This is a genomic window from Paraburkholderia jirisanensis, from assembly GCF_054782355.1.
Window position 1 is genome coordinate 132,203 of record NZ_BAAGSQ010000004.1, and the last position, 22,822, is coordinate 155,024.

General features: G+C 63.1%; 19 protein-coding genes. 6 read left to right on the forward strand and 13 right to left on the reverse strand.

Annotation, left to right across the window (positions count from 1 at the left end):
* Window positions 1-9 precede the first annotated feature (9 nt).
* The 6 genes from ACYVNQ_RS03130 to ACYVNQ_RS03155 form a co-directional block, all read right to left on the reverse strand.
* Window positions 10-3,018 carry a tubulin-like doman-containing protein gene (locus ACYVNQ_RS03130; RefSeq protein ID WP_460900804.1) on the reverse strand — a complete coding sequence of 1,003 codons (3,009 nt, stop codon included), beginning with the start codon at window positions 3,016-3,018 and terminating at the stop codon, window positions 10-12.
* A gap of 67 nt (window positions 3,019-3,085) precedes the next feature.
* Window positions 3,086-4,003: a DUF4384 domain-containing protein gene (locus ACYVNQ_RS03135; RefSeq protein WP_460900805.1), complete on the reverse strand. Its 918-nt coding sequence runs from the start codon at window positions 4,001-4,003 to the stop codon at window positions 3,086-3,088.
* A 49-nt stretch (window positions 4,004-4,052) separates the two neighbouring features.
* Window positions 4,053-5,411 (reverse strand): caspase family protein, encoded by a 1,359-nt coding sequence (locus tag ACYVNQ_RS03140; protein WP_460900806.1) that lies wholly within the window; start codon window positions 5,409-5,411, stop codon window positions 4,053-4,055.
* A 125-nt stretch (window positions 5,412-5,536) separates the two neighbouring features.
* Window positions 5,537-6,280 carry a hypothetical protein gene (locus ACYVNQ_RS03145; protein WP_460900807.1) on the reverse strand — a complete coding sequence of 248 codons (744 nt, stop codon included), beginning with the start codon at window positions 6,278-6,280 and terminating at the stop codon, window positions 5,537-5,539.
* Window positions 6,281-6,980: 700 nt separating this feature from the next.
* Window positions 6,981-8,573: an ABC-F family ATPase gene (locus ACYVNQ_RS03150; RefSeq protein ID WP_460900808.1), complete on the reverse strand. Its 1,593-nt coding sequence runs from the start codon at window positions 8,571-8,573 to the stop codon at window positions 6,981-6,983.
* A 136-nt stretch (window positions 8,574-8,709) separates the two neighbouring features.
* Window positions 8,710-9,609, reverse strand: a complete 900-nt coding sequence (locus tag ACYVNQ_RS03155; protein ID WP_460900809.1) for an NAD(P)-dependent oxidoreductase — start codon at window positions 9,607-9,609, stop codon at window positions 8,710-8,712.
* A gap of 288 nt (window positions 9,610-9,897) precedes the next feature.
* Here ACYVNQ_RS03155 and ACYVNQ_RS03160 point away from each other — a divergent pair, with 288 nt between their 5' ends.
* Window positions 9,898-10,107, forward strand: coding sequence for a dodecin (locus ACYVNQ_RS03160; RefSeq protein ID WP_460900810.1), 210 nt, complete (start codon window positions 9,898-9,900; stop codon window positions 10,105-10,107).
* Window positions 10,108-10,365: 258 nt separating this feature from the next.
* A complete protein-coding gene (locus ACYVNQ_RS03165; RefSeq protein ID WP_460900811.1) occupies window positions 10,366-11,295 on the forward strand; it encodes a LysR substrate-binding domain-containing protein in 930 nt (309 codons plus the stop codon).
* Between the two features lie 113 nt (window positions 11,296-11,408).
* Here ACYVNQ_RS03165 and ACYVNQ_RS03170 read toward each other — a convergent pair whose 3' ends face one another.
* Entirely contained in the window at window positions 11,409-12,797 is a 1,389-nt protein-coding gene (locus ACYVNQ_RS03170) for an 8-oxoguanine deaminase (RefSeq protein WP_460900812.1), read from the reverse strand.
* Window positions 12,798-13,300: 503 nt separating this feature from the next.
* Here ACYVNQ_RS03170 and uraH point away from each other — a divergent pair.
* The 4 genes from uraH (at window position 13,301) to ACYVNQ_RS03190 (ending at window position 16,831) form a co-directional block, all read left to right on the forward strand.
* Complete coding sequence (gene uraH / locus ACYVNQ_RS03175; protein ID WP_460900813.1) at window positions 13,301-13,654, forward strand: hydroxyisourate hydrolase; 354 nt, start codon at window positions 13,301-13,303, stop codon at window positions 13,652-13,654.
* Between the two features lie 98 nt (window positions 13,655-13,752).
* Complete coding sequence (locus tag ACYVNQ_RS03180) at window positions 13,753-14,946, forward strand: urate hydroxylase PuuD (protein ID WP_460900814.1); 1,194 nt, start codon at window positions 13,753-13,755, stop codon at window positions 14,944-14,946.
* A 254-nt stretch (window positions 14,947-15,200) separates the two neighbouring features.
* Complete coding sequence (locus ACYVNQ_RS03185) at window positions 15,201-15,470, forward strand: helix-turn-helix domain-containing protein (RefSeq protein WP_460900815.1); 270 nt, start codon at window positions 15,201-15,203, stop codon at window positions 15,468-15,470.
* Window positions 15,467-16,831, forward strand: coding sequence for a type II toxin-antitoxin system HipA family toxin (locus tag ACYVNQ_RS03190; RefSeq protein ID WP_460900816.1), 1,365 nt, complete (start codon window positions 15,467-15,469; stop codon window positions 16,829-16,831). Before ACYVNQ_RS03185 ends, ACYVNQ_RS03190 begins: the two co-directional genes overlap by 4 nt.
* Before the next feature lie 100 nt (window positions 16,832-16,931).
* Here the strand turns inward: ACYVNQ_RS03190 and ACYVNQ_RS03195 are convergent, their stop codons facing one another.
* From ACYVNQ_RS03195 to ACYVNQ_RS03220, 6 genes are all read right to left on the reverse strand, one after another.
* Window positions 16,932-17,468, reverse strand: a complete 537-nt coding sequence (locus tag ACYVNQ_RS03195) for an ureidoglycolate lyase (RefSeq protein ID WP_460900817.1) — start codon at window positions 17,466-17,468, stop codon at window positions 16,932-16,934.
* On the reverse strand, window positions 17,465-18,475 hold the full coding sequence (gene alc, locus ACYVNQ_RS03200; RefSeq protein ID WP_460900818.1) for an allantoicase: 1,011 nt from the start codon (window positions 18,473-18,475) through the stop codon (window positions 17,465-17,467). The genes ACYVNQ_RS03195 and alc overlap by 4 nt, the downstream gene beginning before the upstream one ends.
* A gap of 70 nt (window positions 18,476-18,545) precedes the next feature.
* Entirely contained in the window at window positions 18,546-19,067 is a 522-nt protein-coding gene (gene uraD / locus ACYVNQ_RS03205) for a 2-oxo-4-hydroxy-4-carboxy-5-ureidoimidazoline decarboxylase (RefSeq protein ID WP_460900819.1), read from the reverse strand.
* Window positions 19,064-20,011, reverse strand: coding sequence for an allantoinase PuuE (gene puuE / locus ACYVNQ_RS03210; RefSeq protein WP_460900820.1), 948 nt, complete (start codon window positions 20,009-20,011; stop codon window positions 19,064-19,066). The genes uraD and puuE overlap by 4 nt, the downstream gene beginning before the upstream one ends.
* Window positions 20,012-20,150: 139 nt before the next feature.
* Window positions 20,151-21,035 carry an aspartate/glutamate racemase family protein gene (locus ACYVNQ_RS03215; RefSeq protein ID WP_460900821.1) on the reverse strand — a complete coding sequence of 295 codons (885 nt, stop codon included), beginning with the start codon at window positions 21,033-21,035 and terminating at the stop codon, window positions 20,151-20,153.
* Window positions 21,036-21,095: 60 nt separating this feature from the next.
* Window positions 21,096-22,586, reverse strand: coding sequence for an NCS1 family nucleobase:cation symporter-1 (locus ACYVNQ_RS03220; RefSeq protein WP_460900822.1), 1,491 nt, complete (start codon window positions 22,584-22,586; stop codon window positions 21,096-21,098).
* Between the last annotated feature and the right edge of the window lie 236 nt (window positions 22,587-22,822).

Sequence of the window (22,822 nt, forward strand, 5' to 3'; positions counted from 1 at the left end):
AAACGACCATCAATCCAGCGCAGGCGGCAGGCCGATAATTTCCCGAACCGGCTTTTGCATCGCGCTCAACGCAAGGTATTGCGGGTCCTGATCGTCCTCGCCCGCCTCGTTAAAGCGCGCGGTTGCGAAGTCGATATAGCGGCCGAACAGCTTTTCCTTGTCGTCCTTGTGCTTGAGCTCGGCCTCTACGCGGCGGCCTACTTCGCGTTCGATCAGGCCCTGCACGTCGGCCGGGTGGTCGTCGTTCATCACCGCGTGCCAGTCCGCGCCGCGCAGCACCTTCGAGGCCGGCAAACCGTTCGCCTTATAGATGAGCGCCCACTCCTGCTCGCCGGTCGTCTTGTTCGGCCGCTCCTTGAGCATCTCCATCAGCCGCGCGACCAGCAGATAAGGCTTGCGCCTCGCCTGCGCGCTGACTTCTGCGCTCGAACGCGCGTACAGAGGCGGCAGCTTCTTGCCGTCACCGTGGCTATGCAGCAGGTGGGATTCGTTGAAATCCGCCAGCAGCCCGTCGTAATGACGCTTCATCATGGCGAGCGGTTCGATGAAACGCACCGGCATCAGCGAAGCGATTTTCAGAATGACGATTTCATTGGACAGCTTGCCGGGCGCGATTACCGTGTCGGATGCCGGATCTTTCTGCTGGTTGAACAGCGCCTTCAACGTTGCATGAAACTCTTTCTGGCTGTCGCATTCGGGCAGAAACACCGCCACGGTGTTGGCCGTGCCGCGTGTGCCGCCCGCGTTATTCGACACCGACCGGTCCACTTCGGTCTTGTTGTATTGAATCATCGTGCCGGACTTCTCATACAGTTCCGACACGAACGCCTTCAGGCCGTTCGGATTCGCGTCGTACTGCTTTTGCAGGCGCTCGACAATATTCACCTGCAGCACCGGCGGCAGATTCTTCGAAATTTCCGCATGCGCAAGTTCGACGATGGTCGCCGACACCTGTGTGATGGTCGACACCACCGCGCCCAACGACACGCTGCGCACCAGCTTGTCGAACGAATCGACTTCGGTGCCGGCCAGATCGATCACCGACTGCCGGACCTTCTGCGTGCGCGCAATCTGGCTCGGCTCGTCGATCACAACAGCCCGCATGATGTTGGCGATCGCATTGCGGTCGAAAATGCGCTGCTGGTAGATCGCATCCGCGCCGGCCAGGCGCGCGGCCTGCTCGTCGTGCACCATCTCGGTCGCGGCGGCGAGCGTCTGATGCAATTCGTCGATATGGCCGCGCAGCGACGTCAGCTCGTCCTTGATGAACGGAATCAGACTGACCGCGAATTTCTGCCCTTCCAGCAGCGTGCGCATCGCATACAGGTCTTGATGGCGCGCCGCGATATCGGCGAACAGCGAGCCGCGCTTGTCAGTCAAATGCTGGCGCAGGAAGCCGACATTGTTGAACTCCGCGGCCAGTTTCTCGACGTTCTGCTGCAACGCAATCAACGTGGCCGGCGCCTTCGTGATCTCGTCGGCAAGCACCGCGAGGCGTTCGTCGAGCAGCGCGAGCAGCGCATCGGTAAACTGCCGCAACTGGATCAGCGAATGCGTGCCGATGCGCCAGCGGCCGAACATGTCCTTCTCGATCTGCCGGCCGATGTGACGCGCCATCTCGAGGCGCGCATTGCCCTTGATCTCGTAGAACTTGCGCACGCCGCCGAGCTTGCGGTAGGTCTCGTCGAATACCTTGGCGAGGCGCGTGTTCAGCGCATGCGTCCAGGTGGTTTCTTCGAGCGTCGGGTCGTTGCGCACTTCCGGCGCGACCACGCCGACCACCTGCTTCCAGAATTCGCGCGCCGGTTTCCAGCCGCCGGTTTTCGCGTCGTCCTCCAGAATGCCGACTTCGAGCATCAGGTGCTGATCGCTCAACAGCATGTTCTGCAGCGTGTCCGGCTTGCGTGCTTCGCTGCCCCAGTCTTTCTGCACCGGTTCGTCCGCGTAGCCTTCGCCTTGCCGGAAATTGTTGAACATCAGCTGCCGGGTGGCCTGCTCGGCAAAGCCGTAAGCGAGATATTCCTTGATCTCCTGCTCGGGCACCACGATGCGTTCGACGCCGAATGACAGGAACAGCTTGGCGCGTGCCTTGCCGATGTCATCCTCGCTTTCGAAGTTCTTGATGTCGTTCTCGCCCTTCTCGGCGCGGCCGAGGCCTTCCCATTCCTTGTTCAGCGTCTTCTGGTAGATGAACTCCGCCACCACGCGCGGAATTTCCGTATCGACGTCGAGCTGGATGCTGTGCTCGTTCAGGTTGTTGACCAGGTAGCAGCCGTTGAAATACACGTCATGCTGCATCCGCGAACCGTCGAGCAGATTCACCGGGTGATATTGGCCGACCGCCATTGCGTTCAGTTCGGCCAGCGCCGCGTAGCCGTTCGCGTAATAGTTCGAATAGCCCGATACGTCGCGCACGCGCTTCGAGTCTTTCTCCGGCAGCAGCGCGTACAGGATGATGCGGTATTGGTCTTCATTGCGATACTTGTCGCGGATCAGCGCGACCGCATCGACCACCGAGCCGCTGCCGGTGCCGCCAGCCAGACCGCACACAATATGAATCACTGCGCGAGCGCGCCCGGGGCCGTCCTGCAGGATGCGCATGCGGTCTTCGACCGCCTTGACGAAGTGCGGAGCGTTCTGCGCGAACACCAGTCGCCCAAGCTTGCGGCGCTGCGCCGCGCCCGCGATGCCAGGCTTCACGAAATCGAAGATGCTGCGCGGCTCAACCCAGTCGCGCAGGCCCGGAAACGAATCCGGATCGTCCAGCACCGGCCGCACGCTGCTCGCTGTGTTGATCATGTACTGGCTGCGCGCAAGGTCGATTTCCTTGCCGAGCACCTTCCATTCGTCGCGCTTGTCGATTTCGTCGCTCGACGTGTCGACATACAGATATTCGAAGCGCGCGTCCGACGGGCTGTTGCCCTGCGCATCGCGATTGCGTTCGATCGTCTTGCGCAGATGGCGGATGATTTTTCCGCCTGAGCCGCCGAGCCCGATAATCAGATGGTTATGTTCCATATGCGGTGTTCTCTGTAGCGTGCTGCCGTGCCGCGTGAGGGTGTCCTCTACGCGGCATGCGACGGAGTTATTCGTGTGCGAGGTTGATCTTCAGAAACAGCGTCTTGTCGACCTTGGTCGTGCGCTTCACGACGTACGATGCGACCTGTTCGCCGGCAGCGGGCGCGCTGTCGTCGCTGAAGACGATGCCCTTGGACGCGTACGCGCCGCTGTCCGCCTGCGCGTACGGACCTGCGCAACCCGAGCCGGCCGGCTGATCCGGCGCGAAGCCGATGCCCTTGGACGCGTAGTCGGAGCCGGGGCTGGGGCCGGCGCTCGCATACTGGTACTGGGTCGACGGGTCGGCTTGCGCGGCCTGCTGCTGTGCCGCGCCGCAGGCGCCGGCGGCAGCGGTCTGCTGCATCACCGGGCTCGCCACGAGGTCCGGCGCCGCGTCGCGCACGCGCTGACGCACGTCGCTATGCACGCGCTCCGACGACAGATACACCAGCAGCTTCTCCATGCCCGGCTTGTCGTCGAACTGGAACGAGCCTTTTGCCGGGAAGAACACCACGCCCATCGCATCGACGAAATTGTCCTGCGACGGCTGCGGGTAGATCTGCGTGATGGTGCCGTCCGGTGCCTGATTCAGGATGTACACGTACGACGGACGGCTCACCTTCACGCCAAGCTGAAACTTCTCGCCGCTACGGAACACGCGGCGCGTCAGCACGTCCTGGGTGCTGCCGTCGTCGTTCTTCAAACGCACGAAGTAGCTCAGGCCGAGTTGCGGCGAATGCTTGCGGCTGTGGGTCGTGACTTTCACGACGCCGGGCGTCTGCGTCGGTGTAGTGGCGACGCTGGTGTCCGGTTGCTGCGGCCCGGTGCCGACTGCTACCACCGCGTCGTTCTCCGAGAAGAACAGCGACTTGGCACTGTACGCTTCCTGCGCGGATGCATGCATGGCCAGTGCTGCAAGGGTCAGTGCGACGAATGGATATCGCATGGTTTTCTCTCCGTTTTTGCAGCGCTTGTGGAGCAAGCGCAACTCGTTATCAGTGGATCGCGCTCTGCCCGTCGGGAATCGTCGAGAATTGACGCGGCGTCTGGTGTTGGGCGCCCTGCGTCACGTCGGCCACTTTGCGCGAAGTGAAGCCTTGCGCGTCGCGAAACGCCGGGCCGAGCTCGCCGCTGTCGCGATCCAGATAGGCGAACAGCGACTGCGTGAAGAACGAGCCCTTCAGCGGTGCGCCGCCGGCGATCGGGTTCGGGAAGGTCTGGCCGGATGGCGGCCCGAGTGACTCTTCGTCGGCGCTGGTCGCGGTGATGAGGGTGTAGCCGTTGCGGTTGCGGTCGATCGCGGTGGGAGCCTTTTTTGCGGCTGCTGCGGTTGCTGCGGTTGCATTTGCGCTCGTGCCGGCATTCTTGTCATCGCTGTCAGCAGCGAAGCGAATCCCCTTCGACGTAAATGCCGGCCCGGTCCACGATGCTAGCGAAATCCCGGCCTGCTCCGTCTTGCCGCCGTTCGTTTGCACAATGTAGGTGGTGCTTTCGTCCACCACGTCGTCGAGCATATCCCCGCTGTAGCAGGTGTCGATCAGCACGCGGGTCTGGTGGCTTGGCCTGCGCGCCACGTCCTGCACCAGCGTATCGGGCACCGAATGACGCTGGATGTACAGGTAGTACTCGGTCTCGTCCTTGATCGCCATCGCCGTGCGGTCGCTCGAGTCGTACGCGATGATCGACATCTTGCGCTGGTCCTGCCCGCCGGGCGTCGGCACTGGCGCCGCGCCGTGGCTCGAAATATAGACGAACACATCGTCGTTCGGCCCAATCGAGCGATCGAGCGAGGTGAGCGCCCCTTCAATACTCGCCTTGGTCGCGCGCTCGTCGAGCAACATCGTGACCGAATAACCGGCGCGCTTCAGGTAATCGCCAACCACGATCGCATCGTCGCGGCCTTGAATCATCTTCACGTGCGGATCGGAAAAACGATTCAGGCCGACCACCAGCGCACGCTTGACCGGCACAGCCGAGCGCGGCGCAACGTGGTGCGCAACCGCATCGAGCGCCTCACCCGCTTCTTCCTCCCACCGCTTATGCTGGATGTTCTGCGGATAGAACGGAGACGTCGATTTGATGCCGACGATCGATTGCACGATCGTGAACGCATCGTCGACCTCATCCTCGTTGCGGTAGCTGCCCGTCAACTGGATGCGCCCGGTGCTGTCGCGCATCACGTCGGCGCGCTCGAGTCCGTGCTCGTGAAATTTCACCTTGATCCGCTCGACCAGCGGCTGCGGAACGTTGTAGCCGTGATAGGCGTTCTGAAAGCCTGGCAGGCTGCTCGCCGCGCAGGCAGTGAGCAACACGCAGCCCAACACGATTGCGGCACGCGTAAAGAACGTATTCATCGATTCAAACGAGTGGACCGCGCGATCGATCGGCACCATCACCGCCCAGCTTCAGCGTCGATCGGTCGCGCGCTGTCTCCGTGCGATGCGGTGCAGCGCGCCGGCATCGCACGGAGCGCAGTGGTTTAGTTTGCGATTACAAATTTCTGCGATGCGACCGACGCCGGCTGGTTGTCCGCGGCCACGCTGAATTCGACGCGGTACGCGCTGCCCGGCTTCGCGTCATGCGGAACCGGAACGCGCACGGTGTCTTTCTGCTCGCCTGGTTCGAACGTATGCTGCTCGGACGCGTGCCCGGGGAATTCGACTTGCGTTTCCTTGCCGTCGTCACCCACCACGTACAGCTTGCGCTCGACCGTGACGGGCGCTTCGGCGCCGTCCGGCGTCATCAGGATGAAATCGCTGTTGACCACCGCGAGGCCATCCGCCTTGACCGGACCGTCGATGGTGACCGATTCGGCGCGCGTGACGATGCCCTGGCTCTTCTTGTACTTGATCTGCTTCTTGACCTCGTCGTAGGACCTGGTGCGCTGGATATCCGATTCCGGAATCCACGCGGGGTTCTTCTTGAAGCAGGTATTCACCGCCGTGTAGTAAGCGGTGGCAAAGCCCGCGATGCCGCCGACTGCCGCACCGATCACGGCGCCCTTGAGCGCGTCTTCCTTCTTGTGCGTGGCAAGCATTGCCGTGAGGCCGGTCAGCGCGCCGATGCCTGCGCCTTTAGCGGTGGTGAGGATCTGCTCCTTGCGCACGCAGGAATTCAGATCGTCGTTTGCCGATTCCTGAGCATAAGCGCCGCTTGTCAGAAACAGCATCCCCGTGACGGACGTGACGAGCACGGCCGCTTGCATGCTACTTTTTATGGTCATGGTCTTGTTTGGTCTATGGACTATTCAATGCACCAGCGCCGCAGCGCTACCCCGTATTGCATGAACGCGCGTTCTCTCATTCGCGCCGATGTCTTGCTGCTCATGCATCGGTGTCTTGTGAGAGTAACGGCTGGTGCGGAAAAAACTTTAACACTTCGCGTATGTAAAAAGTCACGCGGCGTACTTTATTTTTGTTTTCGCTGCGGCATCAGTGTTTTAGATCCGGGTGGTACCGAACGCGCAAACGTTTTAGCGGAACAGGGTGAAGGAGTGGCGCCGACACAGGATGTAAAGGGCAAGAATCGATGTGCTGCGTGCAATGCGGGCGTTACGCGCCCGTCTGTGCCGGCACTTTAATTTTATGCAAAACACATTTAAACAACGTCAGGCCGTTTTCGTGGAAACGCGCCTGAAGCGCCATCAATCATCTGATGCACGATGCGTCTTGCGGTGCAAGTAGAGAATTAGAAAAACTCAAGGCGAAGCGTGTATTTTTTGTGTATTTTTCTTTTAAATGTGCTTGGCGAATCAGTACTTCTGGCAATCGAAAAATCGATAAAACCGCTTTAAAACAGTGTTTTACATATCGCATAGGGTATCGCATAGGGCGCGATTGAGCGCACCTAAAAAAAACAGCCATCGGTGCTGGCGAACGGGTCGCCGCAGCGATGGCTGCTTGTGCCATACCAACTATTGAAACTTACTGCACGCCCTGGCTCGCGAGGAAATCCTCGTAGTTGCCGCCAAAGTCCCGCAGCGTCCCATCGGTCTTCACTTCGATCACGCGATTGGCGAGCCCGCTGACGAACTCCCGGTCGTGCGACACGAACACCAGCGTGCCTTCATACTTGTCCAGCGCGATCTGCAGCGACTCGATCGACTCCATGTCCATGTGGTTGGTCGGCTCGTCCATCAGCAGCACGTTGTGACGGCCGAGCATCAGCTTGCCCCAGATCATCCGGCCTTTCTCGCCGCCCGACAGCACCTTCACCGACTTGCGGATGTCGTCCGCGTTGAACAGCAGACGGCCCAGCGTACCGCGCACCGACTGCTCGTCGTCGCCTTCCTTGCGGTAGTTGTCGATCCACTCCATCAGCGTGACATCGTCCGGAAACTCTTCGTACGTGTCCTGCGGCATGTAGCCGATGTCTGCGTTCTCGGCCCATTTCACTGAACCGTACTCGAGCTCGAGGCTGCCGCGCAGCGCACGCAGCAGCGTGGTCTTGCCCGCGCCGTTTTCGCCGATGATCGCAATGCGTTCGCCCGGCAGCACGCTGATGCTGAAGTTCTGGAAGATCGTGCGGTCGTATTTCTTGGTCATGTCCTCCGCGACCACCGCGACGTTGTGCAGCTTCTTCTCGTACTCGAAGCGGATAAACGGGTTCTGCCGCGACGACGGCTTGAATTCCTCGATCTTGATCTTGTCGATCATCTTCAGGCGGCTGGTGGCCTGGCGTGCCTTCGACTTGTTCGCCGAGAAGCGGCGCACGAAGTCCTGCAGATCGGCCACGCGTTCCTTCGCCTTCGCGTTGGCCGCCTGCTGACGCTCGCGTGCCTGCGTGCTGGCGAGCATGTAGTCGTCGTAGTTGCCCGGATAGACCTTCAGCGTGCCGTAATCCATGTCCGCCATGTGCGTGCAGACCTGGTTCAGAAAGTGTCGATCGTGCGAAATGATGATCATCGTCGAGTTGTACTGGTTCAGTACGTCTTCCAGCCAACGGATCGAGTTGATGTCGAGGTTGTTGGTCGGCTCGTCGAGCAGCAGCACGTCCGGCTTCGAGAACAGCGCCTGCGCCAGCAGCACGCGCAGCTTCCAGCCCGGCGCGACGTTGCTCATCGGCCCGCTGTGCAGATCGATCGAGATGCCGATGCCGAGCAGGAGTTCGCCCGCACGCGCTTCGGCGGTGTAGCCGTCGTACTCGGCGAACTTCGCTTCGAGTTCGGCGGCGTGCATGTAGTCGTCGTCGGTGGCTTCGGGGTTGGCGTAAATCGCGTCGCGTTCGGTCATCGCGCCCCACATCTCGGTGTGGCCCATCATCACCACGTCGAGCACGCGCGTGTCTTCGTATGCGAACTGGTCCTGGCGCAGCTTGCCGAGGCGAATGTTCGGTTCGAGCATCACGTTGCCCGAACTCGGCTCGAGATCGCTACCGAGGATTTTCATGAACGTCGATTTGCCGCAGCCGTTCGCCCCGATCAGCCCGTAGCGGTTCCCTTCTCCGAACTTGACCGAGATATTTTCGAAGAGAGGCTTCGGCCCGAATTGCATCGTGATATTGGCAGTAGACAGCACGGCGCGTCCTTTTGTACGGTTAATACGGTGAATCCGGCGCGGGCGCACCCGCGCCGGATAGAGATCGCTGAAAAACCTGAAATTTTAACAGGTTGTCGTGGCATGCGGCCGCGTGCGCCGCGCCATGCCGTCCGCGTCAGCGTGCGCGGCCCGGCTGCAGCACGTCGATAAAGGCCGCGAAGTCGGCGTCGGCGAGGCCCATTGCCGCGGCGAGGCGCAGTACCTGCTGCACGGTGCCGGACACCGGCATCGGTGTACCGGTTTCGTAAGCGGTCGCGGCAATCGTGTCGACGTCTTTCTGGAACGTGCGCAGCGCGCCGATCGGCGGTTCGACGCGCTGCGTCATGCGCGGGACGAAAGTCTGCAACAGCACGGAGTCGGCCCAGCCGCCGGCGAGCGCTTCGGTCAGGCGGCCGGCATCAATGCCGCTGCGTTGCGCGAGGCTCACTGCCTCGGCAATCGCGGCCACCGTCGAGGTAACGATGGCCTGGTTGCACAGCTTCGCGGTCTGGCCAGCGCCGGCTGCGCCCATGTGCGTGACACGCGCGGCGTACGCGCGGATCAGCGGCGTGACCGCGTCGACATCGGCTGACGCGCCGCCGGCCATCACCGCCAGCGTGCCGGCCGTGGCGCCCGCGACGCCGCCCGACACCGGCGCGTCGACCCAGCCGATACCGGCCTCGCGCGCGCGTTGCGCAAATTGGCGCGTCGCAGCCGGCGCGATGCTCGAATGGTCGACGATGCGGCGTACGCGCGCTGCGCCGCTGGTTCGCTGGGCTGCTGCGGCGACGGCGAGGCCCTGTTGGGCGTCGAACACGACCTGTTCGACCGCGGCGGCGTCCGATACGCACAGGAACACTGTTTCCGCGCATGCGGCCAATGCGCCGGGCGTTTCGGCAATCCGCGCGCCTTCGCCGGCAAGCGCTTCGGCTTTGTCCCGCGAGCGGTTCCATACATGTACCGTGTGCCCGGCTTTCAGCAAATGCCGGATCATCGGCGCGCCCATCAGACCCGGGCCGCAAAAACCAATTTCCACCTTTCGTTCCTCGTTGTCAGATTGTCTTGATGCGTGCCGACGGCAGCGCGCGATCCTGCTGCAGCTTGCCGTGCCGTTGCGGCGAGATCGACGGGCTTGCGCCCGTCGTTCGCCCATCATAGCGCCGCCGCCCGCTCGCCTGCCCGTCGCGCGGCAGCGGGTGTTTTCTGTTTCCGCGGCGGCGGGCACGTTGCGTGCGGCTCGTTCTGTCTATGCGTTGCGGTCGTTGCGGGCTTTGCGGCCCCATTGCCTATACTTTTTTGACCCTTTCGACCACGGAGGTGGACCATGAGTAATCACGTGTACAAGCAGATCGAATTGACCGGCTCGTCGCCGACTTCAAGCGATGACGCGGTCCGTTGTGCAATCGACAAGGCGTCGAAGACCTTGCGCAATCTGCATTGGTTTCAGGTAACCGAGACGCGCGGCTGTATCGAGAACGACAAGGTTACGCACTGGCAGGTCACCATCAAGGTGGGGTTGCGTATCGAGGATTAGTGGCTGTGTATGAGGCTGCCGCGGCGCAGCCTCGTAACGTTGCACCTTCTCGCACGCCGTGGCCACCGCGCGCCGCGCCCTCGCCCCTGCTCCCGCCCCTCTTCGCATCTCAAAAATATCTCTCCGAGCCGCCGCTCGCCCCGCCCACTGCGGGAAAGCCTCCCTTGACGCCCCTTTACGTCTATATTAAAAATGATATGCCCCTGCCCCATAGCGATCAGCCCGGCCATATACACAAGCACATAAGTTGGAGAAGTCATGAGTCAACAACGCGAGGCGATCGACACTTACCTGCTACGCGTCTTGCACACGTTGCTGATGGAACGTAGCGTCACGCGCACGGCGGTCAAGCTGAACCAGTCGCAGCCCGCGATCAGCGCCGCGCTGCGGCGGCTGCGCGATATCACCGGGGATCCGCTGCTGGTGCGCGGTAAGTCGGGCATGGTGCCGACCGAATACGGGTTGCGTCTGCTCGAGCCGACGCAAAACGCGTTGCGCGAAATCGAGCGCATCAAGTTCCAGCAACACAATTTCGATCCGGCTACGTCGATCCGTTGTTACCGGATCGGCTGCCCGGACTATCTGAACGTGCTGTTCGTGCCCACCGTGGTCGAACGATTTCGCCAGGCCGCACCGAATGCGACGCTCGAGTTTCATTCGCTCGGCCCCGCGTTCGACTACGAGCTCGCGCTCGAAGACGGCAAGCTCGATACGGTGGTCGGCAACTGGCCCGAGCCGCCGGAGCAATTGCATCTGTCGAATCTGTTCGTCGACCAGATCGTGTGTCTGATGAGCACGACGCACCCGTTCGCCAAACGCGGCGCGATTACGCTCGATCAATATCTGAACGCGCCGCATCTTGCGCCGACGCCCTATTCGGTCGGCCAGCGCGGCGCGATCGACGTGCATCTCGCGCGCGAGCGCCTGAAGCGCCATGTGGTCGTGACGCTGCCGTACTTCAATCTGGCGCCATACGTGTTGATCAAATCGGATCTGATCTTCACGACCACGCGGCTCTTTGCCGACTACTACGCGAAATTCCTGCCGCTCACCGTGATGCCGGCGCCGCTCGATTTTCCGCCGATGCAGTATTACCAGCTGTGGCACGAGCGCGTGCATTACTCGGATGAAGTGCGCTGGCTGCGCGGCCTGGTGGCGGATGCGACGCGCACACTGATCGACAAGTAGGCAGGGCGGCGTGTGATGTGCGAAGCACGTGGCCGCGATGCGATACTGCTCCGCCGGCGAGTGCAAAGCTCTTCGCCGGCGGCAGCGACCGCGCTATCACCCACTCGAAAAACTCACGCGGCCGCTTCGTATAACGCCTTCGCCAACCGGTTGTGCCGCTCGATCACCGGCGCGAGATCGACGGTGGTCAGCATGCCGTCCTGCACCACGCGTCGTCCGCCGATCACGCTATGCGCTACCTGCGACGGCGCGCAGAACACCAGCGCCGCCACCGGATCCGACAAGGCGCCGGCAAACAGTGGCTGACGCAAATCGAATGCAACGAAATCCGCTGCCATGCCTGGCGCGAGCGCGCCGATGTCGTCGCGATTCAACACCCTGGCGCCGCCCAGCGTGGCGATTTCCAGTGCTTCGCGCGCCGTCATCGCATCGGGACCGAAGCCCACCCGCTGCAACAACAGCGCCTGGCGCACTTCAGCAACCATCTGCGCGCCGTCGTTCGACGCCGAACCGTCGACCCCCAGCCCCACCGGCACGCCGGCCAGACGCATGCGTTTGATCGGTGCGATGCCCGATGCAAGCCGCATGTTCGAACACGGGCAATGCGCGACGCCCGTGCCGGTGCGCGCAAACAGTTCGATACCGGCTTCGTCGAGTTGCACGCAGTGCGCATGCCACACGTCGCGCCCGACCCAGCCGAGATCTTCCGCGTATTCGGCGGGTGTCATGCCGAACTTTTCGCGGCTATAGGCGACGTCGTTGACGTTTTCCGCCAGATGCGTATGCAACGAAACGCCGTAATGACGCGCCAGCGTCGCTGCCTCGCGCATCAGGTCGCGGCTGACCGAAAACGGCGAGCATGGCGCGACCGCCACGCGCAGCATCGCGTAGCGCCCGGCATCGTGATACGTCTCGATCACGCGCTGCGTGTCCTTCAGGATGTCGGCTTCGCGTTCGACCAGCGCATCCGGCGGCAAACCGCCCTCGCGCTGACCGACGCTCATGCTGCCGCGACACGCATGAAAACGCATGCCGATCCGGCGCGCGGCTTCGATGCTGTGGTCGAGCCGGCTGCCGTTCGGGTAAAGATACAGATGATCGCTCGACGTCGTGCAGCCGGACAGCAGTAGCTCGGCCATGGCGGTGAGTGTCGATACTTCGATCATGTCTGGCGTCAGATGCGCCCATACCTTGTACAGGTTCGTCAGCCAGCCGAACAGCTCGGCGTTCTGCGCAGCAGGCAGTGCACGCGTCAGGCTCTGGTACATGTGGTGGTGCGTGTTGACGAGCCCCGGCAGCACCAGATGCCCGCGCAGGTCGAGCACGTCGTCCGCGCTCTGCGGCAGTTCGGCGCTCGGGCCAACCGCGACGATCCGGCCGCCTTCGATAAAAAGACCGGCATCGCGCAGTTCGCGACGCGCGCCGTCCATTGTCACGAGCACGTCGGCGTGCCGCACCAGCATGGTTTTTTCACGGATGCCGCCGGATTGCATGACCGTCATTCGCTCCTCCTCGATGCGATGGTGCGTCACCTTCGGCGGTCAAAAATGCGCTGGCAATTCGTGCCGCGCCGATATTCCGCCTCACGGCAGCGATATAGTGCCTGTTGTCGGTAGTCGAAGAAGCGCATCACATCCAACCAGCGCCTGCACCGGCGTCACGCGTACTGCAGCTTACCGCGCCGCGCGGCCACCGCACGCGCAAGCGGCGCGGACATACGTGGCAAGGCGCCAGCAGCCCCGCTGCACAGGCTGCAGCCCGTGCAGCACACGCCCGCCGCGCACTTGCGTCACACCCTGCCGCACCTGCTGACAAGCCGTCATGCGTCAGCCATTATCTTTCCTATCGCGCGCGCGGCGGCGGGTTCAATGTTTCTACAATGCACGTCACGGCGCTCGCTTGAATCCGCCGACGGGTATGTAGCCACTGACGTGGAGCCTCGATCCGCCGCCCCCGGGATCGGGTCGCCGCTGAAACCTCGCATCTACACAAAGGAAAATCGCGAATGGGCAAGCTCACTACCCACGTGCTCGACACCGCGAACGGCCGTCCGGGCGCAGGCATCCGCATCGAACTGTTCGCGCTCGCGGGCGACACGCGCCGCGCGCTGAAAACCACCACCACCAACGAAGACGGCCGCTGCCACGAGCCGCTGCTCGAAGGCCATGCGTTCGCCGCCGGCGAATACGAACTGGTGTTCCATGCCGGCGACTATTTCGCCGCCATCGGCCCGCAGCTGCCGCAGCCACGCTTCGTCGACCGCGTCGTGCTGCGCTTCGGCGTGGCGGATGCCGATGCGCACTATCACGTGCCGCTGCTGGTTTCGCCGTGGTCGTACAGCACGTACCGGGGCAGTTGACGCTGCGCTCACCCCGCAGTCGGCATGGCGCCGCAAGCGATGCATCCGAACACCGCTCAGGCGCCGCGCACAACACGAATTGGAAGTGGAGGAGTTTCATGGAAGGCTTTATCACCGACTGGCTGAATCTCGCGATTCGCTGGTTTCACGTCGTCGCCGCCATCGCGTGGATCGGCGAATCGTTCTATTTCGTCGCGCTCGACAACAGCCTGAAACCGCCGCAAGACCCTAACCAGCGCCGGCGCGGCGTGTTCGGCGAGCTGTGGCACGTGCACGGCGGCGGCTTCTACAACATGCAGAAGTACACCGTCGCGCCACCCGAAATGCCCGACGACCTGCACTGGTCCAAATGGCCGTCGTACACCACGTGGCTGTCCGGCTTCGGGCTCTTTACCGTGCTGTACCTGCTCGCGCCCAATACCTACCTGATCGACAGAAACGTGCTCGACATGGGCCCGGTGGTCGCGATCTTCTCCGCACTCGGCTTTCTCGCTGGCGGCTGGATCATCTACGACACGCTGTGCCGCGTACTCGGCAAAAACGACCGCTTGCTCGGCATCTGCGTCGGCATCATGGTGCTGATCGGCGCATGGCTCGCGTGTCACATCTTCGCCGGGCGCGCCGCCTATCTGATCATGGGCGCCACGCTCGCGACCATCATGTCGGCGAACGTGTTCGTGGTGATCATTCCGGGCCAGCGCAAGATGGTCGACGCAATGCTCAAGGGCGATACGCCAGACCCGATCTACGGCAAGCGCGGCAAGCAGCGCTCGGTGCACAACACGTACTTCACGCTGCCGGTGGTGTTCGCGATGCTGTCGAACCACTATGCGATGACCTACACGCACCCGTACAACTGGGCGGTGCTGGTGCTCATCATGCTGGCGGGCGCACTGATCCGGCAATTCTTCGTGATGCGTCATCGCGGCCAGGTGCTGTGGTATCTGCCGGTGGGCGGCGTCGCGCTGATGGCGGGCGTGCTGTTCTGGACCATGCCGCGGCCGGTCGTGCCGCAGGCGGAAGCCGCCAATGCGCCGAAGCTCAGGGTTGCGGATATCGCGCCGGTGCTGCAGCAGCGCTGCGCCGCGTGTCACTCCGCCCACCCGACGCTGATGGGCAGCGCACCGGCCGGCGTGATGTTCGATACGCCGGCGGAAATCTCGCAGAACGCGCAGCGCATCTATCAGCAGGCGGTGACGCTGAAGGCGATGCCGCTCGGCAACGTCACGCATATGACCGACGAAGAGCGGCAGAAGATCGCCGCGTGGTTCCAGGGTGGCGCGTTGAACTAGCAACCTTGAAACGTTGGAGCCTTGGCATCGCACTGAGGGAAAACACGGGCCTGCGCGCGAGCACAGGCCCGTTTTCGTTGATACACGTCGCGACGCACCGGTCGCCCTGGTGGCCTCCGTAGCTTCGAGGCCACAGCACGCAAGAAATTGCACGGTTATGTGGCCCAACGGACACTGCGCCGTTGGCTAAGCCTTGCCTTGGGGCTACAGTGGATCACTTCAGCTGCAGGTTTTTTAACGTCAAAAGGATGCCTATGACCACCCTCGCCGACGTTTCAGACATGCTAAAAGGCGCCCGCCGCGAAACCAGCCTTTCGCAACAGGAACTCGCCAACCGGGCCGGCGTCGCGCGCACCACGGTGGCCCGCATGGAAACCCTTGCCAAAGGCGATATGAGCGTATCCGTGCTGGTGCGGCTGCTCGAAGCCGCGGGCTACGACCTGAAGGTCGTCGCGCACGGCCAGGGCCGCACGCTCGACGACATCCTCGCCGAACAGCGCCTGCCGCAGAGGCCCAACCATTGAAGCTCGACGTCCACGTACAGGGGCGGCGCGTCGCTACGCTGTATCGTGAGCGTGGCGACTGCGTGCTGCAATACGAGCCGGATACCGCACCCAGCGATTTCGTCAGTCTGACGATGCCGGTGCGCGAAGCACCATGGCGCTGGCCGCGCGAATTGCACCCGTTCTTCCGGCAGAACCTGCCCGAAGGCCAACTGCTGAACCTGATCCGTGAACAGTGCGGACGGCCGCTCGACAGCTCGGACCTCGCGCTGCTGGTGGTGGTCGGCGCGCTCGGCATCGGCCGCGTGACGGTCACGCCGCAAGGCGTCGGTCCCGGCACCGCGTTGCGGCCGATCGATATCGGCAACATCCTGCATGGCGACAACAACGCCGACTGTTTCGCCGCGCTGGTGCGCGAGTATGCGTGCGCGGCGGTGTCCGGTGCGGCGCCGAAGTTCCTCGCGCCGTGCTGGCCGCGCGCGGCCGGCGCGCAGTACACGCTGCCGCTCGACGTGACGACGCCCGGCAAGGCGACGCTGCGCGCCAGCCGGCACATCGTCAAAGGCTCCGACGACGATACGCCGTATCTCGGCTTCAACGAGTTTTACTCGATGCGCGTGCTCGGCCGGCTCGGCGTTGCGCGCGTCGCGCAGACGCAGATGTCGGATGACGGCCGTGCGCTGGTCGTCGAGCGCTTCGATGTCGACGAACACGGTTTCGCGCGGTGTGGCGTCGAGGACATCTGCAGCCTGCTCGGCTTGCCGCCGCACGAGAAATACAACGCCAGCGCCGAACAGGTGCTGCATGCGGCAAAAGCCTATCTGCTGGATCGCGATACGCTGCGTGAACAGATCCGTCAGTTCGGCTGGCATCTGCTCACCAACTATGTGGTCCGCAACGCCAGCTGTCATGCGAAGAACATCGCACTCGTCTATACGAGCGTCGAAGATGTCAGGTTCGCGCCGGTGTATGGCATCGTCACGACGCAGGCCTATTCGCAGGGCCGCGTCGATCCGCCGGGTCTTGCCGTCGATGGGAGCCGGTCATGGGTGCCGGGTAAATCGCTCGAGCGCTTTTTCAACGCGCGGCTCGGTATTGCGCCGCGTATCTATGCCGAGATGGTCGAAGCATTGTGCGATTCGGCGGTGTCGGTCGGCCATGAGGTGATCGCCGCGGCGCATGACGAGCCGCGCTGGTATGGCATCGCGAAACGGATGCTGCAGGCGTGGGATGAAGGCATGGCTTCGTTGCGCTGTCCGAAGCGCGGCGTGAGTGTCGCGGGTCTCGCGCCCGCGCTCGAAGCGGCTAGCGGTGCGGCGGCGCAGCCGGGCCTGCGCGCGCCCGACGTCATTCAACGCGCGCCGGTGCTGCGCAAGCACTAGTACTGACGCTAGCATTGGCGCGCGTTGCTTGCGCCATCATGCAGGGTCCCGCCGCGCTGCTGCGCCGGCACGCGTAGCGTATGCGGCGATGCGCGAGCGCCTAGCGTATCGCGGCGCGCATCGCCTCTTCAGTCAGCCACACCGGTTCGGCCAGATCCTGCTCGTGCAGATTCAGGCCTTCGCCGCCGCGATCGACGACGATAAAGTCGCTCACCTCGCCCAGCGCCAGCAGCGGATGATGCCAGACGCCCTTCGCATAGTTGACGCCCTGCCACCCGCTCGTCACGAACGCACGGATCGCCGCCGGATCGAGTTCGCCGGCCGGCGCGACGACCACCAGATACGGCTTGTCGTTCAGCGGCACGAACGCCTGGCTGCCGAGCGGATGCCGTTCGAGCATCGTCACTTCGAACGGCAGCGCGCGCGGCTGCCCGCGAAACAGATTGACGAGCGTGCGGCCATCCTGGTCGCCGACATCCACGTTCGCCAGATCGTGAAAGCGGATCGTCGTGCCGAGGTTGATCGGGATCTGCTTCGCGCCGTCGAGTTCGATCACGTCGCCGAACGGCGCGAACGCGGCGCGCGTCAGCGGCTCGATCCTGAGCGCCCGGCTCGCGTTGATCGTCTGCGCGTTCATGCCAGCGTGCCCCACAAGCGCAGACGCGACACGCCGCCATCCGGAATGATGTTGAAGCGCACGTGCGTGACTGGACCGAGCGATGCGAGCTCGCTTTCGAACTCGTGCTGCTTGTCCATCTGCAGTTTCTGCTCGCCGAGCAACACCGGCCAGAACATCGCCTGCGTGACCAGCGAGCTGTCGGTGCCGCCCGTCACATACGCGGCCTGAATCGAACAGCGGTCGGGGAAATTGCCCTTGAAGTGCGCGGTATCCACTTCGACCTTGCGGATCACGCCCGGCTGCGCGAGCGCGACGATCGCCCAGTCGTTGCCCGGTTCGCGGCGGCGGCGCGTCTCCCAGCCGTCGCCCATGTTCACGCCACGGCCCGGCATCAGCAGCGTCGATGCGAGCCCGAAGTGCTGGTTGTTCGCCGCGACGATGTACGCGCCGTTCTCCATCGCGGCAAAATCGAACGTTTCGGTGCGGCTCGCGCCTTGCCAATCCACCTGCGGCTGGCCGTACACGCGCAGGCGTGCGATGCCGCCATCCGGATAGATGTTGATGCGCAGATGCGTGTACGCGGCACTGTCGGGCACGTCGAGGTAGTGATGGCTATTGCCTTGCAGCGTGGTCGACGGGACGATCTGCGTCCATTGCGTCGACTGGTTCGGGGCGCCGTCCGTCACGCGCGCCGCCTCCACCGAAGCGGCCGGCGGAAAATTCCCGGTGAAATGGCTGGTATCGAGATCGAGCCCCTTGATCACGCCCGGCCGCGCCAGTTTCACGATGCACCAGTCATAGCCGGTCGTGCGCTTGCGGCGCGTTTCCCAGCCGTCCATCCATTTGCCGTGCTCGTCATACTTGCCTGCGATGAACACGGCCGGCTCCGGGTTCAGCATGCGGTCCTTCGGAGCGAAGAATTCGTCGCTCGCTTCGAGCGCCGTCGCCCCCAGACGCGGGTCCGCCAGATTCACATAGCGGCGCGTGAAGTCGGGAGCGTTCGGGTCGAGAGTCGGGAGTGCCATCGTTGTCTTCCTTGAAGTCGGGTGAGGCGTAATGTGACGTACGCGTTCGTGTTGCGCATTCGCGCGCGCTTTAGCCGCCGAGCAGATCGTCGAGCCTGAAGCGGGCAATGCGGTAAATCTGCTCGAGGCTGGCGCGCAGTTCATCTGCGCGGTTGTGCTGCACGCGTGCCTCGAAGTTCGCGATGATGCCGTGACGGTCGTAGCCGCGCACCGCCAGAATGAACGGAAAGCCGAACTTGTCGCGATACTCGGCGTTCAGGCGCAGCAGTGTTTCGAATTCCTGATGGGTGCATTGATCGAGGCCGGCACCGCTTTGTTCGCGGGTCGACTCGGCCGTCAGTTCGCCGCGTACCGCAGCCTTGCCGGCGAGTTCCGGGTGCGCGTTGATCAGCGCGAGTTGCTTCTCTTCGCCGGCGGCTTCGACGATCTCGCACATCCGGCGATGCAATGCGTCGATGCTGGCGAAAGGCCGTTCGCCGGCGGCGGCTTCGGGCACCCACGGCGAATGCTCGAAAATGCCCGACAGCGCCGCGACGAATGCATCTTGTGAAACCCGGTTCAGCTGATCGAGGTTGTATTGCATCGCCTTCATGCGCCAGCCCCGCGGTTGGATTCGTACGGATTGTGTTCCCGCCAGTGCTGCGCGATATCGATGCGTCGCGTCACCCACACGCGGTCATGCGCTTCGATGTGGTCGAGAAAACGCTGCAGCGCGCGAAACCGCCCAGGGCGTCCGAGCAGCCGGCAGTGCATGCCGATCGACATCATCTTCGGCGCTTCATTGCCCTCTTCGTACAGCACGTCGAACGCATCGCGCAGATACGTAAAGAAATGATCCGCGGTGTTGAAGCCTTGCGGCGACGCAAAGCGCATGTCGTTGGTGTCGAGCGTGTACGGCACGATCAGTTGCGGCACGCTCGTGCCGTCGCTGACTTCGACGTCCATCCAGAACGGCAGGTCGTCGCCGTAGTTATCGGAGTCGTACTGGAAGCCGCCGTATTCGGCCACGAGGCGATGCGTGTTCGGACTGTCGCGGCCGGTGTACCAGCCAAGCGGCCGCACGCCGGCAATCCGTTCGATCGCTGCCATGCCGAGGCGCATATGCTCGGCTTCGCGCTCCGGCGTGAAGTCCTGGTAGTGAATCCAGCGATACCCATGACAGGCGATTTCATGGCCCAGTTCGACGAACGCATGCGCCACTTCCGGATTGCGCTCGATCGCCATGCCGACCGCGAATACGGTAAGCGGCAAACCGCGCTTTTCGAACTCGCGCAGAATGCGCCACACGCCTGCACGCGAACCGTATTCGTAGATCGACTCCATGCTCATATGACGCGCGGGAAACGATGCGGCGCCGACGATCTCCGACAGGAACTGCTCAGAACCGGCATCGCCATGCAGCACGCAGTTCTCGCCGCCTTCTTCGTAGTTGAGGACGAACTGCACCGCCACGCGGGCACGCTGCGGCCAGTTCGCTTGCACCGGATGTCGGCCGTAGCCGATCAGATCGCGGGGATAATTCGGATCGAGTGACATGATTTGACTTGACGTGCAGTTGATTTCAGGCGTGCGACAACTCTTGCATCAGATAAGTTGCGAAAGCGCGCCGCGGCAGGGTTGAGCCAGTGTAGCCAAAACGTCCAGGCGCGCCATACCGTCGTGCAGATAGTGCCCGTCACAGCGAATGTATGTGCGGCGCGCGACCGGGGCCGGTGGGTGCGGCGACGTCGGTGAGCGGGTTGGGCGCGGCGCTTGATCCAGCCGTCGATTCCACCCGTGCCACCCTACCCGTGTTAACCCGCAGCGCCGCTTCATCCTTCGTGTTGCCAGTGGGACTGAAGTGCGCCAACGCGCCGTCGTAACGCTTCGCGAGCGGCCGTGCGTAGTCGCCGCGCTTCGCGGTGCCCAGACGCAGCGACACCAGCGCTTCAGTCCATTTGACAGCGGCCGTCACACCCTCGATCACCGGCGCGCCGAGCGCATCCTCGATCTCGGCACACAATTCGGCCATCCCGGCGCAGCCGAGCACGATCGCATCCGAACCGTCTTCGTCGAGCGCGCGCCGGCATTCGTCGAGAATGATCCGGCGTGCCGCCGAGCCCGGCTGATCGAGTTCGAGCACCGCGACGTCGGTCGCGCGCACGTTGCGGCAAAAGCGCTTCATGCCGTAGCGTTCGGCCAGATGCCATGCCATGCCGCAGGTTCGCGCGAGCGTCGTGACCACCGTGAAGCCTGGCGCAAGCACGCTCGCCGCGTGCATCGCCGCCTCCGCGATGCCGATCACCGGGCCGCGCGCCAGTTCGCGCGCCGCATACAAACCCGGGTCGCCGAAGCACGCGATCACGTAGCCGTCGCAACCGTCGCGTTCACCCGCTTCGACTTCGGCGAGCAGGCCCAACGTGGCGAGCGCTTCGTCGTAGTAGCCTTCGATCGACGGCGGCCCCATCGTCGGGCTGACCGCGATCACTTCGGTGCCCGGCGCGACGACGTTGCGTGCGCAACGACCCATCGCATCGGTCATTCGCTGCGTCGTGTTCGGGTTGATCAGTTTGATACGCATGTCGACTCCTGTTGCATGGACTGAGCGGGCCGCGTCGATGCGCTGCCCGCTCTGCCTCTATTACTTGCGGCGGGCCAACGCGAGATAGAACAACGCGCCCAACGCCGCGCCAATAAACCATGTGAAATTCGCGAGCCCGCTCCACGCCGGCACCATCACGCACAACACGGCGATCACGGCGGCCGGCAACAGCGCGTACACCGCACGATAGTTGACGCCATTGCGATACCAGTACGCGCCCTTCTCCGACACGCTGTACAGATCGTCGAGCACGATCTTCTGGCGCTTCATCAGATAGAAATCGACGATCAGGATGCCGTACAACGGTCCGATGAAGCTGCCGAGCACGTCGAGCGTGTAGTGAATCACAGCGGGATTGTTGAACAGGTTCCACGGCGTGATGAAGATCGAGGCCACTGCGGCCAGCATGCCGCCCGCACGCCAGCTGATCAGCCGCGGCGCGACGTTCGAGAAGTCGAACGCCGGCGACACGAAGTTCGCCACGATGTTGATGCCGATCGTCGCAATCGTGAAGGTCAGCGCGCCGAGAACCACGGCGGTCGGATGATCGATCCGGCCGACCGTTTCGACCGGATCGGTGATCAGTTCGCCGAACACCGGCAGTGTGGCGGCCGTGGTGATCACGGTGACCAGCGAGAACGCGAGGAAGTTGACCGGCAAGCCCCAGAAATTGCCTTTCTTGACGCTGCGAAAGCTCTTGCCGTAGCGCGAGAAGTCGCCGAAGTTCAGCATCGGCCCAGAGAAATACGACACCACCAGCGAGATCGCCGTGATCATCACCGGTATCACTTCGGCACCGTGATACTTGACGCCGCCGAGATTGATGCCGATGTTCTGCCAGCCCGCGCGCCACACCATGTAGCCGGCGAGCAGGAACATCACGACATAGACGGCCGGGCCCGCGAAGTCGATGAACTTCTTGATCGTCTCCATGCCGTTCCAGAACACCAGCGCCTGCAGCACCCACAGCACCATGAAGCCGGCCCAGCCAACCGCCGACAGACCCATGAAGCCATGATGATGCACATCCGCATACGGCAGCAGCTGTGGGACGAACTTGAGCACGACGATCACCAGCGCGCTCGAGGCCAGATAGGTCTGGATGCCGTACCACGCAACCGCGATCAAACCGCGAATCACGGCCGGCACATTCGCGCCGAGTACGCCGAAGGTCGCGCGGCACGCAACCGGGTACGGCACGCCGTTCTGCTGGCTCGGCCGCGCGATCAGGTTGCACAGCACGTTGACGAACGTGATGCCGACCAGCAGCGCAATCAGCACCTGCCAGCTCGTCAGGCCGAGTGCGAACAGGCTGCCCGCGAACACGTAGCCGCCGACGCTATGCACGTCCGACATCCAGAACGCGAAGATGTTGTAGGCGCCCCAGGTCTGGTGGCGCAACGGCGCGAGGTCTTCGTTGTACAGGCGTTCGCTGTAACCGGCGGGCAGCGCCGTTTCCGTTCCTGCGACGCCGCTGTCTTCGTAGGCGGGAATGCCCGGATGATCCGGTGCTGCGCTGAATTGAGCCATGACTCCTCCAAAGTTTGGAACCATCGGTTGAAGAACCGATTGGCCACTGCATCGTGCATGCCAGCTGCACGGCTGCCCTGATGGATCTGTCCCGTGTGCTGTCGTTTGCGCTGCGCCGCGGTTGTCTGCGTACTTACGTACTTGTTTTGATAGCTTCGGCAGCGCCCGCGGAGCGTTGCCGGAACCTTGCAGCCCGCTCCATGCATCGGGGCTGCGATGCGTGAGTTGCGGTCATC

Bases quoted from the DNA above. Each gene is read 5' to 3' on its own strand.
- ACYVNQ_RS03180 (WP_460900814.1), top strand. From the start codon at position 13,753: ATGGAAGGCTTTATCACCGACTGGCTGAATCTCGCGATTCGCTGGTTT.
- ACYVNQ_RS03215 (WP_460900821.1), bottom strand. From the start codon at position 21,035: ATGCGTATCAAACTGATCAACCCGAACACGACGCAGCGAATGACCGAT.
- ACYVNQ_RS03160 (WP_460900810.1), top strand. From the start codon at position 9,898: ATGAGTAATCACGTGTACAAGCAGATCGAATTGACCGGCTCGTCGCCG.
- uraD (WP_460900819.1), bottom strand. From the start codon at position 19,067: ATGAAGGCGATGCAATACAACCTCGATCAGCTGAACCGGGTTTCACAA.
- ACYVNQ_RS03140 (WP_460900806.1), bottom strand. From the start codon at position 5,411: ATGAATACGTTCTTTACGCGTGCCGCAATCGTGTTGGGCTGCGTGTTG.
- ACYVNQ_RS03195 (WP_460900817.1), bottom strand. From the start codon at position 17,468: ATGAACGCGCAGACGATCAACGCGAGCCGGGCGCTCAGGATCGAGCCG.
- ACYVNQ_RS03185 (WP_460900815.1), top strand. From the start codon at position 15,201: ATGACCACCCTCGCCGACGTTTCAGACATGCTAAAAGGCGCCCGCCGC.
- ACYVNQ_RS03145 (WP_460900807.1), bottom strand. From the start codon at position 6,280: ATGACCATAAAAAGTAGCATGCAAGCGGCCGTGCTCGTCACGTCCGTC.
- ACYVNQ_RS03165 (WP_460900811.1), top strand. From the start codon at position 10,366: ATGAGTCAACAACGCGAGGCGATCGACACTTACCTGCTACGCGTCTTG.
- puuE (WP_460900820.1), bottom strand. From the start codon at position 20,011: ATGTCACTCGATCCGAATTATCCCCGCGATCTGATCGGCTACGGCCGA.
- ACYVNQ_RS03220 (WP_460900822.1), bottom strand. From the start codon at position 22,586: ATGGCTCAATTCAGCGCAGCACCGGATCATCCGGGCATTCCCGCCTAC.
- alc (WP_460900818.1), bottom strand. From the start codon at position 18,475: ATGGCACTCCCGACTCTCGACCCGAACGCTCCCGACTTCACGCGCCGC.
- ACYVNQ_RS03135 (WP_460900805.1), bottom strand. From the start codon at position 4,003: ATGCGATATCCATTCGTCGCACTGACCCTTGCAGCACTGGCCATGCAT.
- uraH (WP_460900813.1), top strand. From the start codon at position 13,301: ATGGGCAAGCTCACTACCCACGTGCTCGACACCGCGAACGGCCGTCCG.
- ACYVNQ_RS03170 (WP_460900812.1), bottom strand. From the start codon at position 12,797: ATGACGGTCATGCAATCCGGCGGCATCCGTGAAAAAACCATGCTGGTG.
- ACYVNQ_RS03130 (WP_460900804.1), bottom strand. From the start codon at position 3,018: ATGGAACATAACCATCTGATTATCGGGCTCGGCGGCTCAGGCGGAAAA.